The organism is Paenibacillus sp. BAC0078, assembly GCF_054483875.1.
In genome coordinates, this window is sequence record NZ_JBTLRW010000002.1 from 646,252 (window position 1) to 660,300 (window position 14,049).

A 14,049-nucleotide genomic window follows, 5' to 3' on the forward strand; every position below is an offset into this window, starting at 1 on the left:
GAACGTCCCCTTCTTTGTATATAAATAGATATTGCCTGATTCGAAAGGAATCATTTTAAACACTACGATATTATAACAAAAATCACTGCTGCCGTCCGCAAAATAACCCCATAAAGTGAAGACATCGCTTAGAGGGCTACTTGTAAATATAAGAATTTATATGTTTCACACTATAAATTATCCTTATATTTCTCGCTGAAACGGATACCGTCCTTATAAGGACGGCGTAGCCGTTTCCACTTGTTCCGCTTCATTATCATGAGAATAGGCCTGCGCGCATCATCGGATATGCCGCAGGCCTTCAATATGTTCCTTCTGATTATCCCCGTTATTTGTGAATTCAGTGGCTATGTAGAGCCTGTCCTGGGCTGTCCAACAGCAGATGGGGTTCGGTGCTGCGAAGGAAATCCAGCACCTTGTCAAAGATAATGCGGTGGCCTTCCTTATTCGGGTGGATGCCGTCACGGCAAATAAACTGCGTGTAGTCCGGATGCTGGAGAAATGCGCCCCGGACATCAATGATCTTGGTTCTGGTGGTCTCCGCGACCTTGATAATGGTGGAGTTGTATCTTTCCTGCCACCAGTAAATTTTGGTCACACTGCCGAGAAACTTCATAATGTTGACTTCCGAGGCAGGATTATTTCCACTGACCCACTTGAAATAGTTGTCCGCATTCAGCGGAGGAAGACTCATCAGAATGGGGGTTATCCCCTGGTTCTTCAGGAAATCAATCATATCGAGCAGCATGCGTTCGAATGCCGGAAACGCGGTCTTCGGATTATGCTCTGCCTCCGGGTCGTTCGCAATCTCCTCCCAGTGGAAATCACAGTCATTTCCCCCGTATTCAATCAGCACCACATCCGGCTTCTCCTTCAGCACATCACGCTTAAGATTGCCGAAGCCCTTGAGCAGGGTGTTGCCAAATCTTGCAGTGTTGCGCAGCGCTCCCTTCAGCTTCCCTTGCAGCAGAGAGACATAGTTATCCTCCAGAATAACATATTTGCTTCTGGCTTCGTCGTAGACCACACCTTTCGAGATGGAGTCGCCGCTGACCATATATTTAAGCCCAAACTCTGCATTTACCGAACGTTTTTCGTTCATATGCATTGCTTCACCTCCGATATCTGTATTGTACTTTATTTTAGTGTAAACCTTCACGAAGGCATTGCCTATGTATAAATGTCACGGTTATATCTGCTGTTCATTCAGTAGATGGCTGTATAAGTTGAACTTAAAAAAACATAAAAAGGGCGGAAGTAGCGGAGGGGAAGTTTGGAACTGGAGGAGCGAATGCGTCCGCCTTTGTCTGCGGATTTCAACCGCGAACAGCGGTATAAATCAAGAAATCTGCAGACAACAGCGGCCGGAAGTCCAAACATTCCCCGCAGTTACGACCAGACCCCAATATGAAAATCTAAAGTTCAACCTATATAAGTTGAACAAGAATGTGAGATATAACTTACAGCCTTGCAGTGATATGATAAATAGGAAAAGACACTCCAATATACCGGCAGAGGAGGAAATAGAATGAGTGAGATTATCACGGAATGCATGAGAAGACTGGATCAATCGCTGGGCTATTTGGAGCTGGCTGTCGGGCGGCTGCCGGAAGAGAAGGTGTGGTTCCGTCCCAGGGAGAAAATGAATGCAATCGGCAATCTGTGTCTGCATCTGGCCGGGAATGAATACCAGCATTTGGTCAGCGCCATTGGTAATCGGTCAGCAGAGAGGGATAGACCTGCGGAGTTCCTGACCAGGGGAGGGTATACGGCAGAGGAGCTGCTGGAACAGCTAAGACAGGTGAGAGCAGAGAGCTGGTCCGTAGTCCGTAACCTGACTGCAGGAGATTTGGAGCGGGTGGTTACTGTGCATTACCCTGAGAATTCGGGTGTTGCCAGCTATAACTGGAGCATCCAGAAGATTCTGATCGGTACGGCAGAGCATTATGCCTACCATACCGGCCAGATTGTATACGCCGCCAAATGGCTGCAGGAAGAAGATGTTCATTTACTGAACTGGAAGCACTACAACTAATTGCTGCACAGGTTTTTCATCAGGGCAACTGTCTCTTTGACATCAGGACCGGTAATATCCTCAAGCGATACGTCGATCATCGGCTTGTGGGTCTGAAGCTTCTTCAGGAAGTCGGCGGTGTGGAACAGTCCCTGGCCGGCTTTGCCGTGACGGAACCCGCTTCCTTCGGCATAGATACCCTTAAGGTGTGCCAGAATGATCCGTTCGCCGAACAGGCTGAAGGCATCGTCTACAATTTCATCCTGTAAGTGAACCTGATCTCCGATCAAGTTGCATGGATCGAATACCACACCGATGGAGCTGGAAGGTACTTCATCCAGAATACGGCGCATTTTTGCCGGTGTGGACAGAGTATGGGTGCTGACGCCCTCAAGACCCAGAAGAACGCCCCATTTCTCGGCTTCTTCAGCTAATTCCTCAACCGTGGCCTTGAGCGTGTCCCAGCCGAGTTCTTCATACCGGGAAGGCTCAAGCTCTTTATAGGTAGTTAAATTCCCGGTCTCTGTTGCCACCATCGGCGCACCGAATTGCCGGGCATAACGCAAATGCTCCTTGAATCGCTTAATCTCCTGCCGGCGGACCGCCGGATCGGGATGAATAGGATTGATGTAGCAGCCGAGCACACCGATGCGGATGCCTGCTTTGTCAAACTGCTCGCCGATATAGTTAGCCAAGCCGGGACTGAGCTTGCCGGTTGAGGTGTCAATATCCTGTATAGCTTTGGACAAGGCGAGTTGTACGAAATCAATTCCGTAGTCCTGAAGAGCGGCAGTCAGCTCTTTAAGCGGTAAACAGCCTGCGGTGTGTGCTAAGGTTCCGTAACGAATAATGAACATCTCCTTTTGAAATCTATGGATTTGTATTAATATTAATAGCGCTTACAATGATATGCAATGATAAAGAGCTTAAGAAATAGGAGTGTATGAGATGAATACGATTGAGCAACGCAAGCAGGAGCTTCAGAACTGCCGTCCGGAACCCACATTGGATATGGAGACGGTCAACAATTACTGGGATAGCATTCTTGAGGAATATGGGAACAGACCCCTGGAATGGGTTTCTGTTCCCGAAGTTACGCCATATCCGGGAATGCAGGTAAGCAAAATCAGCTTCAAGGGCTTCGATGAAACCACAGTCCATGCCTGGTATATCCAGCCCTCACTCCCTGCGTCCGGCGGAGAGCTGCGGCCTTGTATCGTGACCTTCCCCGGTTACACCGGAGATAGGGGATATCCGGAAAGATACGCTTCCTGGGTGCTGCTCGGGTATGCTGTTCTGGCTGTAGATGTGCGGGGACAGCTTGGTGAGACCGGCAACCGGCTGCCTCACGAAAGCGGTGTAACCCGGGGCTGGATTACCCAGGGGCTTCTGGACAAGGAACGCTCCTATTACATGGCTGTGGCGATAGATACTGTCCGGGCTATAGATACTGCTGCAGAGCTGCCGGGAGTGGACCCGTCACGTATCGCCGTCACCGGTGCCAGCCAGGGCGGGGGGCTTGCACTGCTGGCCGGCGCACTGAATCCGCGTGTCGCGGCGGTTGCCGCCGATATCCCCAATCTCTGCCGGCTGGACTTTGGCGTGCTGAATTCAAGCAGCTCGCTAACGGAGATCGCCGACTACGTGAAACGCTATCCGGAGCATCTGGAGCAGGTACTGCATAATCTTGCTTATTTTGACATCGTGAATCTGGCCCCTCGCATTACAGTTCCTGTATTGATGTCTGTCGGCTGGAAGGATACGGTGTGTATGCCTGAAACGGTCTATGCCGCATATAACCGCATTGAGTCGCCCAAGCTGATGCTGGATTACCCTTTTTCCGGGCATGAGGTCAGTGAGTACCATCAGCGGCAGAAGGTGCTGTTCCTGCAGAGACATTTGGAATCAGCCGGGCACTAGCTTAGTGGCGGTCAAGTTGTGATTTTGGCATAAGCGGCAAAGAACAGCGCCAGCTCTCCCATGATGAGCACATTCGGTACATGAACCACCATATTCAGAATGTAAAAGAAGGCCAGCATCGCCGTCAGCAGCGCTAAATGGAGGACTCCAAGTCTATGCTGCTTGTGCCTGTAAATATGGAACACCCAGGTTGTAGAAGCGAAGTAGAGTAGAACGGCACCGAAGATTAGATTGACCATCAGTGCATAGTGAAGCTGATTTAGAAATAACAGTTGGATTGAAGCGGCGAGCATGCACAGCGACAAAAAGATGAACAGATGGCCGTAGATAATCGTCTGCCCGGCGGTTTGGATGTTTTTGTCCACCTTTTTCTCCAGGTTGTCATAATATTGCCACCACATTGCGATGATCAGGACGAAGGTCAGGGCTGCGAATCCCACAGACTGCCAGGTCCAGGAGCTGGACTGCAGCACGGCAAGGATGCTGACAACGGATTCCCCAAGCAGAATCAGCGCGAACAAAGAGAAACGTTCCAGCAGATGGTGTGTATTAGTTGGAGATTTCACCAGGATTTTTCTGCCGGTCAGCGGAATCGTAATGTCCAAGGCAATCCCAGCGTACAGCACCGCATATCGGACCCAGGAATCAAAGAACAGGGAGCAAGCGGAGATCGCGAGGCCGATCCAGAAGCGTGTGCCTAGATAATGGGCGGTGGCCCGCATGTGTCCGGTTTCTTTGGAGTGCACGTAATGATATTGAACTGCAGTCATAGCCCGAAGCCCGATATACCCGATCAGAAATGAATAATAATTGGCATCAAAATCCACAGACAGACTGGCGGTCATGATCAGCACAAAAAACAATTGGACGATCAGAAATATCCGGTGCGAAGCAATATCCTGTCCAAAGCGGTTGACAAAAAGCGTCTGACCGACCCAGGCCCACCAAATGGGGATGAAAATCAGCACAAATTTGCCCAGTGTCTGGAGGGAAATGGCCCAGTCTTCCACGTGCAGCAGCACATGGCTTGCTTTGGAAACTGCGGCTACAAAGAGCAAATCATAAAAGAGCTCCAGCCAGGTTACTTTTTTTACAATCATATGCCATACCCCTTTGCCATTAGATGATTTCATGCTTATAGTCTGTTTACCCAGAGCAGCCGGGGTTATATGATATAATAAAGGTTATTTTCTGCTTACCGCAAGACATTTATAAGTTTTTGGGGAGGGATTGCAGGGTGGAGAAGGGCGGAGAGAGTGTTCCGGCAGAAACCGTTGTAGAGAATTTTAGATACAGTAAGCAGAATGAAGAGCTGGTGAAAAAGAGCTTCTGGAGCAAAACCAAGAAATTTGCCGGGAAAATACCTTTTACCAAAGATGCCGTGGCGATGTATTACTGTGCGGTTGACGCCAAAACCCCGCTCTGGGCGAAAGGCATTGCCTTCGGAGCGCTGGCCTATTTCATTTCTCCAATCGACGCCATTCCAGATGCGCTGATCGGCCTGGGGTTCACGGATGACGCGGCTATTATTGCCGCAGGCGTAAGAGCGATAGCCGGTCAGGTGACCGATGAGCACCGGCAGAAGTCGGAGGCATTTTTCGGGCAGGAGCAATAAGCAAAAAAGGTGCAGCATGTGCTACACCATACATTTTCCGCTATAGGGCAGCTTTCCTTGGAAGGCTGTTTTTTTGTGTATCTTATACTTGTGGAGACAAGGAGGCTGACTCCTCCTGGGGCTGGCGAAGCTGGTTCTGCTTATATTCCTCACCCCAGTCCCTCATCAGCTTAATGATGGGAATTAGCGTCTTGCCGAACTCGGTTAGTGAATATTCGACCTTTGGAGGGACCTGCTGGTAGACCTCACGGTGGATCACCCCATCCTCTTCCAGCTCGCGGAGCTGCAAAGTCAGCATGCGCTGGGTAATTCCCGGACAGATCCGGCGGAATTCATTGAAGCGTTTTTTGTCCTCCATCAAGTGGTATAAAAGCACACCCTTCCATTTGCCCCCGATCACGTCGAGCGTGAACTCTACGGGACAAGCTGTTCCCATATCATCCGGGCACTCGCCAAACCCGCCTTTTCTATTGCGCATAACAGCCAAACTCCTTCAGTATCAATTTGTATACTACATTACATTAATGTGCGTACTTTAAAACCCTGCATATATACTCTAATATTAATCTCGCAAGCAAGACATAGTCAAACCAAATGATGTATATACGAAAGGGAGTATGGATATGGAAACAGCAACAGTAAAAAATGAAATTTTGGCGGCTTATCAGTTCAGACATGCCACTAAAGAATTCGACGCCAGCCGCAAGATCAGCAGCGAGGACTTTCAGTTTATTCTGGAAACCGGACGGCTGTCACCAAGCTCCTTCGGGTTTGAGCCTTGGCGGTTTGTGGTGGTGCAGAATCCGCAGGTCCGCGAGAAGCTGCGCCCGTTTACCTGGGGAGCGCAAAAGCAGCTGCCGACGGCAAGCCACTTCGTGCTGATTCTCTCCAGATTGCCTAAGGATATGGCCGCCGGATCGGAATACATTCAAGGGATGATGAAGGATGTGCAGAATCTGCCGCCTGAGGTTGCCGAGGAGAGACGAAACTTTTACGCAGCCTTCCTGAAATCGGATTTCGGACTGGATGGCAATGAGCGGGCGATGTTCGAGTGGGGTGCACGCCAGACTTACCTGGCCCTTGGCAATATGATGACCGCCGCCGCTCAGATCGGGATTGATTCCTGCCCGATTGAAGGCTTCAATAAACAGCAAATCGAAGAGATACTGGCTGCGGAAGGCATTATGGACCCTGACCATTTCGGAATCGCTTGTATGGTGGCCTTCGGTTACCGTCTCAATGAACCACGCGGCAAAACACGGCGCAGTGCTGATCAGGTTGTGCAGTGGGTGTAAGGCAGCCGGAGATAACGGTATGATGAAGGAAGATTATTGAAAAAACGGCTCTGCTGGCAGCGGCGTTGTGGAAACACAGCGAGCTTGCCGGCAGAGCCGTTTTTGTGTGAATGCAGAAAATACATAAAAGCTTCGAAAAAGAATTGAAAACTTGCTGAAAGTTCTGCTAGTCTAGTAGAGTCGATGTTTTTAAATAGAATTGTTATTTCAAGATTGAAGGGATTCCTGCAGCATGAAAATCATTCGTATCATTGCCGAAGTTGGCGTACTGTACGCATTCTATCTTGCCGGAGAATATCTGCAAAAGCTGCTGCATCTTCCAATTCCGGGCAGCATTGTCGGACTTCTGCTTCTCTTTATTTTATTGCTGCTGAAGATTGTGCCGGTGAAGCTGATCGAGAATGGCTCGAACTTTATACTCGCCTATCTTCCGATGTTCTTCATTCCGGCAACCGCCGGGATTATGAATCACCTGGACATTTTCAGCGGCAGAGGGCTGCTGCTCATTGGCATATTGGTTGTAAGCAGCGTATTGACCATGGTTGTGACGGCCCATTCCAGTGAGTGGATCGCGCGTCGCAGCGCAGGACGCAAAGCGGGACTCAGTGACCACGCCAAAATCAGTGCCGTACCCGGGAAGGGGACTGAAGCATGAGAATCCTGCTTGCTGTAGGCTTCGTCCTGATGAACGTTGCCATCTATCTGTTCATGTCCATGCTGTACAGACGGTTTCGTCTGCCTGTGCTTTTGCCGGCGCTGACCGCGACCTTTACCGTAGTGGTGCTGCTGCTCGGATTCGATATTTCTTATGACACCTACATGATCGGCGGCGAATGGATCAACCGTCTGCTGGGACCGGCAGTGGTGTCGCTTGCGTATCCGCTGTACAAACAGCGCCATGTGCTGTGGCAGAACCTGCCCGCTATCCTCGGAGGCACGGTCACCGGGCTGCTCGTCGGGATGTTCAGCGGGCTGCTGCTGGCGGCCGGGCTTGGCTTTTCCAAGATGTACGTGCTCTCAATACTGCCCAAATCCATTACCACTGCCGTGGCAATCCAGATTTCCAGCAACCTTGGGGGGAACTCGTCCCTAACCTCTGTATTCGTAATGGTTGCCGGATTCACTGGAGCGATTGGCGGGCCTTATATTATCAAGCTGTTCAGAATCCGCAGTGAATCCGGCATTGGCATCGGTCTGGGAACTGCCTCTCACGCCCTTGGCACAGCCAAAGCGCTGGAATACGGCGAACGGTCCGTCTCTATGAGCTCCGTAGCAATGACAGTCTGCGCCATCGTGGGTTCCATTGTCGGTCCAATCGTCGCTTGGATCATGTACCACTAAATCAACTTAGTTCTCCACCCGCAGCCGGATAACATTCCAGGACGCTTTGGACAACAGGGCGGTGATGCGGCCACCCTCTGCTGAAGCTGTTCCGCGGTTGTGCGGGAGGACTGCCCCCGGGTTGGACTTAGTGTTTGCTGCCTGAAGATCTTCATGATCCATGACGGTATGCTGAATGACGGTAGTTTTCCCGAAGCTGCGCAGATCCACGGAAAGCTCCATCCCTTCGCTTAAATGACGGTTTACCGCAAAGACGGTGATCTCGCCAAGCTCCTCGTTATACACACTCACTGCTTCCAGGTAAGGAACATCGGTGAAATCCTTGGAATCATATTTCGGGCTGGAAATGAGCGGATGCAGTACTGTTCCCCGGCCATAAAGCGAAGCATGCATGTAAGGGTAGTAAGTGGTCTGGAGCCACAATGGGCCGCCATTCTCAGTCATAATCGGCGCAATGGTGTTGATCAGCTGGGCAAGACAAGCCATCTTCACCCGGTCCGCGTGCTTCAGCAGGCTGATCAGGCAGCAGCCCACAACCAGCGCATCCTCCATATTGTAGACATCCTCGAATTCCGGCGGCGCAATCTGCCAATGTGTGTCCATACGGCTTGACCCCTGCGACTTCCACACATTCCACTCATCCAGTGACAGATAGATTTTCTTTTTGCTCTTCTTTTTGGCTTTGATATAATCGCAAATCGCTGCCACACTGTCGATGAACTGGTCCAAATCCAGTGATTTGGCTAGAAAATTAGGCGTGTCTCCCACGTTGTTGTTGTAGTAGGTATGCAGAGACAGGAAATCTACATTGTCATAAGTCAAATCCAGTACGGTAGCTTCCCATTCGGCAAAAGTGCTCATGTCGCTGCCCGAGCTTCCACATGCAACCAGTTCCAGTGACGGGTCCACCCAGCGCATCGCTTTGGCGGTTTCATTGGCTAGCCGTCCGTATTCTACAGCGGTTTTGGCTCCGATCTGCCACGGGCCGTCCATCTCATTGCCCAGGCACCAGGTCTTGAATTTATGCGGAGCCTCTACGCCGTGGGATCTCCGCAGGTCACTCCAGTAAGAGCCGGAGGGGTGGTTGCAGTATTCAACCAGATTTCTGGCGGCATCAATGCCGCGTGTTCCAAGATTGACTGCCATCATAACCTCTGAACCGGCCAGCTTGGCCCATTCAGCGAACTCGTTCGTGCCTACCTGATTCGTTTCTGTCGTCCACCAGGCTAATTCCAGAGTACGCTTGCGTTCCGACTGAGGGCCGACGCCGTCTTCCCAGTTATAGCCGGAGACAAAATTGCCGCCGGGATAGCGGATGATTGGAACATTCAGTGCCCGCACCGCTTCAAGAACGTCTTTGCGGAATCCGTTCTCGTCAGCGGTAGGATGCCCGGGTTCATATATTCCGCCATACACAGCCCGGCCCAAATGCTCAATGAATGAACCGTATAGTCGAGGGTCCACCTCGGCCAGCTTGAAGTCTTTGTCAACAATCATGGATGCTTTAATAGTCATAGAAGAGTCGCTCCTTTGGTGAATTAATATATATCCTAATTGAACGCTTCGTTTTCTGATTACATCATACGAATCATCTGCTATACTTAGCAATATAAAAATTGAGGATTAATATAATTGCTAATTCTTATGAATCTGGAGGATACAGATGTACTTAACAACGGATTCGGAGTCGCTTAAGGTGTATGAAGCTTTGGCCAGCGAGGTCAGGCTGCGGATTATTGATCTGCTTAGCGAGCGGGAGATGCATATCAAGGAGCTTGCCTCCAGCCTTTATCTGAGCAGCGCCATCGTCAGCTCACATGTCGCTAAGCTGCAGAGGGCCGGCATCGTCAGCTCACAAATGAGAAGAATTGATGGCGGAACCTATAAATACTGTTCGTTATCCGCCAATTTTTTGCAAATTAAGCTCTCGGGTTCACATGGCATTTCCAGAAAAGTAGTCGAGGTATCCGTGCCGGTCGGACAATATACGGATCTGCAGGCCTCACCTACCTGCGGGATAGCCACAACGGAGAAGCTGATCGGCTACTATGATGATCCGCGCTATTTTCTGGACCCGGAGCGGGTGGATGCCGGGATTCTCTGGTTTGCCAAGGGTTACGTTGAATACAAGGTTCCCAATTATCTTTTCAAGGATCAGACGGTTCAGGAGATCGAAGTCTCAATGGAGATCGGATCAGAAGCCCCGAGTGTGAATGAGAAATGGCCTTCAGATATCGCGTTTACCTTGAACGGGGTCGAGTTGGGGAAGTGGACAAGCCCCGGTGACTTTGGCGTAATGAGAGGGCGCTTGACCCCGGCCTGGCTGGATTCAGATGTGAATCAGTACGGCCTGCTCAAGGTACTGCGGATTAACAGCGGCGGAACGTATATTGACGGACAGCAGATTTCAGCGGTAACTCTGGACGATGTGGGCTGGCAGCAGGACCAGTGGAGCTTCCGTTTCACAGCAGAGGACACCACCCGCAGACGGGGCGGATTGACCCTGTTCGGCCGCGGTTTTGGCAATTATGAGCAGGACATTGTATTTAGGGTATATTATTGTTAAAAAATGATGTGATTATAAGCCGAAATCCATAACCTCTGCGAAAGATGTTTGCAAAGCAGGCTGGCGGGCAACTCTAACTATGTAACCTATAACCTGCATAGCGCGCAAAAAGGAGGATTTCACATGGCAGATCATATCGGGAACGAAGCGGACATCCGCAACAAGCCAAATAAAGCCGGAGATTCGCTCGCAGAACGCAAAAAGATGGAGAATGGCGTAGACGTTGAGCCGGAGGCTGACGACTGGGTATCCAAACCGGCGGAATCCGCCCATCCAGACCCGCTTCCCAAGAATTAGAGCTGAATTTGCAGGCTGGCAGACTATCCTTTGGGTAGTCTGTTTTTGCGTCTGGCAGCGTATCAGGAGCCTATTCAAAATTCCAATTAAAAGGCAAGAAATCTCTATTAGACAGCGCCCAGGATCGGGGATTAAAGTTAATAAAACCTGTTACCCAAAGGCTTGAAAGGAGAATGCCGAATGAAATTTGCATTATTTAGTCTTATAGCGAATACTTCTAACGCAGTGACAGGAGAAGTGCTTACCACGCAGCAGAAGTTTCAAAATGTGCTTAATCAGGCTGTGTTGGCCGAGAAGCTTGCCTTTGACGCTTATGGCGTAGGCGAGAGGCATGGGGCTCCCTTCCTGTCCTCGTCGCCTCCGCTGGTGCTGACCGCCATCGCCGCCAGAACCTCCCGCATTCGCTTGATTACTACGGTAACCGTATTGAGTGTCCTTGATCCGGTACGGGTAGCCGAAGATTATGCGACGCTTGACCATATTTCCGGGGGGCGTCTGGAGATGATCATCGGCAAAGGCAATGATCCCCGGCATTATCCGCTCTTTGGCATAACCGAGGAGGAACAATGGGAATCGCTGGCCGAGCGCTACGGGCTGCTTAAGCGGCTCTGGACAGAGGAAAATGTAAGCTGGGAGGGACGCTACCGCCCGGCTCTGCACAACGTCACTACGCAGCCAAGACCTTTTCAGAGCTTCATTCCGGTATGGCATGGCAGCGCATCGAGTCTGCTGTCTACAGAGCTGGCAGCCAGATACGGCGAACCCCTTTTCTCCTCCAATAGCTTCCATCCACAGGCCAAATATAAGGCGCTAATTGATCATTATCGCGAGCGCTTAGCGTTCTACGGTCATGATCCGAAGAGTGCGGTTGTTGGCTCAGGGGCCGGCAGCTTGTATTTGGCGGATACCACCGAGGAGGCTGTGAGGCGTTATCGTCCCTACTACAATGCGTTTCAAGCAACGGATTCAGCCAAGCATAATCAATCGCCCTTCAGGGATCTGGAGGATAATATTGCAAATGGTCCTGCACTTGTCGGCAGCGCGGAGTCCGTGATTGAGAAAATATTGGATTACCACAAGGCCTTTGGCCATGAAGTGTTGAGCATCAGCGTGGACGGTCTGACAGAGGCGGAGCAGCGCGAGCAGTTGGAGCGTTTTGCGGCAGAGGTTATTCCGGTGCTTAAACGGGAAATTCCGAGCAAGGTCTGGGAGAGCAAGGCGCTGACCGTTCCTCAAATTGTGCATTAACTGATTCATTTCCCGGCTTTCCATGTTGAGAACGGTTTAGCAATTATTGTATACTTGAGCCACGTACAACCTGATCATGCCGTCATTCTCCAGTTCATTGCAGATTTCACAGGTCTCAAGCAATCCATATTGCGGGGAGGAATCCTAGATGCGAAGTCGGAATGAGAACGGCCGGTACCGGCACAAACGAGGTGACGCTCTGGTGGGCAACCTTGAGAAAAAGTACGGCTCGGACTTTGGCGTACGCAGCGACATGAAGCTGGAAACGCTGAGGAAGCAGCATGACGGCCAGTCGTTGACGCAACTGCTCAAGGAACAGCAGAATAAAAGCTAATATACGGGAAGCGCTGCTACAGGCTCCCAGGATTATGGCATAACCTGCGGGTTATGTTTTTTTTGCTGATCATTAGATTTCATGTCCTGCACAAAGGGTAACCAATAATTTCCTTCATAGTTTCCGCCCAAACTAGGCATACTAGCTCCCAATAATATCTGTTGTAAAAGATTAGCAGGAGGGGGCGGAACAAAATTTCAATCACACAATTGCTTTCGCTGGGGCATCACACTGCTGTGGGTGTGACGGGAGAATATTTCTTTTACTTTATGCTGTACTCTTTTCTTGGATGGGTGCTGGAGGGCAGCTACAACCTGTACAGCGTGGGAACCTTCCGGAAGGAAGGGTTTCTGAAAGGGCCGTTCAAGCCGATGTACGGCTTCGCCCCGCTGCTGCTGCTGCTGGCTGCCAAGGATCTGGGGCTTCCATTTCCGCTTATCGTGGCGCTTGCCTTAATCATTCCTTCCGCCGTTGAGTATGTCAGCGGATGGCTGCTGAAGGCGGCATTTCACAAGCAATGGTGGAACTACTCAGAACTGCCTTATCAGATGCAGGGTCATATTTGTCTTAAGTTCTCTTTGTACTGGTGGGGACTGGCGCTTGCCTGCATTTATGGACTGCATCCGCTCATAGAAATGCTGTATAAGCAGGTTGAGCCGTTGCGGCTGCTGGTGCTGCCGCTGGTGGCGCTGATATTCACGGCCGACCTGCTCTGGACCTGCCGGACCCGGCGGCGCGGCCTAAAGGGGCTGGAGCTGCGGGAAGGCTAGGGCTAGAACAAGTACGTTAGAGGGCCAGAGCGAGTATTTTAGATGAAAGAGCATACGGTAGATCAAGGGACATCTTCAGGCCAATGAGCCGGGGATGTCTCTTTGTTATTTTTGGCGGACAAGGAATAGATGCTGATAATGTCAAATATAGTGAGAGGAGTTGACGCAAAGTAGGCATCCCGGGAGGAATTATGAGAGGGTTTTGGAAGAAAAGCACTGTTGTCATTATTCTGGAAGCATTCATTATTGGCCTATTGACGGGCCTGCTGGTGCTGGCAGCCAATAAGGGTGAAGCCAGGGATCAGCCGGATTTGATCACGCATTTCGATCAGACCGATTTGGACAGAATCAAAGAAATGATTGCGAGATTTGGCGGCGGCAGAGGCGATAACCTAACCATGATTCAGTGGGGAGTTGACAGCGGGCCGTTCATTCATGACTTATACAGTGACGGCAGAGTGATCCGTTGGACGGTGGACAATACCAGAGACGGCATGTCGTCCAACACGGGAAAGACCGAATATGTCTGTAGGGCAATGAGGCTTGATGAGACAGTAGAATTTTACAGTGTTGAGTTGTCCAATTGCGAGGGTTACGCGAAGGATGAGACAATCAGCTTGATTTCGTTCCGTAAGGACGCGCTATAAGA

At 50.5% G+C, this 14,049-nt stretch carries 17 protein-coding genes; 12 read left to right on the forward strand and 5 right to left on the reverse strand.

Annotation, left to right across the window (positions count from 1 at the left end; all coding sequences use genetic code 11):
* Window positions 1–340: 340 nt before the first annotated feature.
* A complete protein-coding gene (locus ACX1DY_RS06355; RefSeq protein ID WP_458963334.1) occupies window positions 341–1,102 on the reverse strand; it encodes an SGNH/GDSL hydrolase family protein in 762 nt (253 codons plus the stop codon).
* A gap of 426 nt (window positions 1,103–1,528) precedes the next feature.
* On the opposite strand from ACX1DY_RS06355, the gene ACX1DY_RS06360 reads away from it, so the two are divergent.
* Window positions 1,529–2,035 carry a DinB family protein gene (locus ACX1DY_RS06360; protein ID WP_458963335.1) on the forward strand — a complete coding sequence of 169 codons (507 nt, stop codon included), beginning with the start codon at window positions 1,529–1,531 and terminating at the stop codon, window positions 2,033–2,035.
* Here the strand turns inward: ACX1DY_RS06360 and ACX1DY_RS06365 are convergent.
* Window positions 2,032–2,871 carry a sugar phosphate isomerase/epimerase family protein gene (locus tag ACX1DY_RS06365; RefSeq protein WP_458963336.1) on the reverse strand — a complete coding sequence of 280 codons (840 nt, stop codon included), beginning with the start codon at window positions 2,869–2,871 and terminating at the stop codon, window positions 2,032–2,034. The two genes, ACX1DY_RS06360 and ACX1DY_RS06365, sit on opposite strands and share 4 nt — an antisense overlap.
* A 91-nt stretch (window positions 2,872–2,962) precedes the next feature.
* Here ACX1DY_RS06365 and ACX1DY_RS06370 point away from each other — a divergent pair, with 91 nt between their 5' ends.
* Entirely contained in the window at window positions 2,963–3,934 is a 972-nt protein-coding gene (locus ACX1DY_RS06370) for an acetylxylan esterase (RefSeq protein ID WP_458963337.1), read from the forward strand.
* An 11-nt stretch (window positions 3,935–3,945) separates the two neighbouring features.
* Here the strand turns inward: ACX1DY_RS06370 and ACX1DY_RS06375 are convergent, their stop codons facing one another.
* Complete coding sequence (locus ACX1DY_RS06375) at window positions 3,946–5,034, reverse strand: low temperature requirement protein A (protein WP_458963338.1); 1,089 nt, start codon at window positions 5,032–5,034, stop codon at window positions 3,946–3,948.
* Between the two features lie 137 nt (window positions 5,035–5,171).
* Here ACX1DY_RS06375 and ACX1DY_RS06380 point away from each other — a divergent pair, with 137 nt between their 5' ends.
* Window positions 5,172–5,549 (forward strand): YkvA family protein, encoded by a 378-nt coding sequence (locus ACX1DY_RS06380; protein WP_458963339.1) that lies wholly within the window; start codon window positions 5,172–5,174, stop codon window positions 5,547–5,549.
* An 82-nt stretch (window positions 5,550–5,631) separates the two neighbouring features.
* Here the strand turns inward: ACX1DY_RS06380 and ACX1DY_RS06385 are convergent, their stop codons facing one another.
* Complete coding sequence (locus ACX1DY_RS06385; protein ID WP_458963340.1) at window positions 5,632–6,027, reverse strand: winged helix-turn-helix transcriptional regulator; 396 nt, start codon at window positions 6,025–6,027, stop codon at window positions 5,632–5,634.
* A 145-nt stretch (window positions 6,028–6,172) separates the two neighbouring features.
* Here ACX1DY_RS06385 and ACX1DY_RS06390 point away from each other — a divergent pair, with 145 nt between their 5' ends.
* The 3 genes from ACX1DY_RS06390 to ACX1DY_RS06400 all read left to right on the forward strand — a co-directional run bounded on the left by ACX1DY_RS06390 (window position 6,173) and on the right by ACX1DY_RS06400 (window position 8,185).
* Window positions 6,173–6,844 carry an NAD(P)H-dependent oxidoreductase gene (locus tag ACX1DY_RS06390; protein WP_458963341.1) on the forward strand — a complete coding sequence of 224 codons (672 nt, stop codon included), beginning with the start codon at window positions 6,173–6,175 and terminating at the stop codon, window positions 6,842–6,844.
* A gap of 232 nt (window positions 6,845–7,076) precedes the next feature.
* Entirely contained in the window at window positions 7,077–7,499 is a 423-nt protein-coding gene (locus ACX1DY_RS06395; RefSeq protein ID WP_458963342.1) for a CidA/LrgA family protein, read from the forward strand.
* Window positions 7,496–8,185: an LrgB family protein gene (locus tag ACX1DY_RS06400; protein ID WP_458963343.1), complete on the forward strand. Its 690-nt coding sequence runs from the start codon at window positions 7,496–7,498 to the stop codon at window positions 8,183–8,185. The genes ACX1DY_RS06395 and ACX1DY_RS06400 overlap by 4 nt, the downstream gene beginning before the upstream one ends.
* 6 nt (window positions 8,186–8,191) lie before the next feature.
* Here ACX1DY_RS06400 and arfA read toward each other — a convergent pair whose 3' ends face one another.
* Window positions 8,192–9,700, reverse strand: coding sequence for an arabinosylfuranosidase ArfA (gene arfA, locus ACX1DY_RS06405; protein WP_458963344.1), 1,509 nt, complete (start codon window positions 9,698–9,700; stop codon window positions 8,192–8,194).
* A 148-nt stretch (window positions 9,701–9,848) separates the two neighbouring features.
* Between arfA and ACX1DY_RS06410 the strand changes: the two genes are divergently transcribed.
* From ACX1DY_RS06410 to ACX1DY_RS06435, 6 genes are all read left to right on the forward strand, one after another.
* Window positions 9,849–10,751: an ArsR/SmtB family transcription factor gene (locus tag ACX1DY_RS06410; RefSeq protein WP_458963345.1), complete on the forward strand. Its 903-nt coding sequence runs from the start codon at window positions 9,849–9,851 to the stop codon at window positions 10,749–10,751.
* Window positions 10,752–10,874: 123 nt separating this feature from the next.
* On the forward strand, window positions 10,875–11,048 hold the full coding sequence (locus ACX1DY_RS06415) for a hypothetical protein (RefSeq protein WP_458963346.1): 174 nt from the start codon (window positions 10,875–10,877) through the stop codon (window positions 11,046–11,048).
* A 180-nt stretch (window positions 11,049–11,228) separates the two neighbouring features.
* Window positions 11,229–12,296, forward strand: coding sequence for an LLM class flavin-dependent oxidoreductase (locus ACX1DY_RS06420; RefSeq protein WP_458963347.1), 1,068 nt, complete (start codon window positions 11,229–11,231; stop codon window positions 12,294–12,296).
* A 148-nt stretch (window positions 12,297–12,444) separates the two neighbouring features.
* Window positions 12,445–12,630, forward strand: coding sequence for a hypothetical protein (locus ACX1DY_RS06425; RefSeq protein ID WP_458963348.1), 186 nt, complete (start codon window positions 12,445–12,447; stop codon window positions 12,628–12,630).
* A gap of 236 nt (window positions 12,631–12,866) precedes the next feature.
* Window positions 12,867–13,400: a putative ABC transporter permease gene (locus tag ACX1DY_RS06430; RefSeq protein ID WP_458963349.1), complete on the forward strand. Its 534-nt coding sequence runs from the start codon at window positions 12,867–12,869 to the stop codon at window positions 13,398–13,400.
* A 191-nt stretch (window positions 13,401–13,591) separates the two neighbouring features.
* Window positions 13,592–14,047, forward strand: coding sequence for a hypothetical protein (locus ACX1DY_RS06435; RefSeq protein ID WP_458963350.1), 456 nt, complete (start codon window positions 13,592–13,594; stop codon window positions 14,045–14,047).
* Window positions 14,048–14,049: the final 2 nt, after the last annotated feature.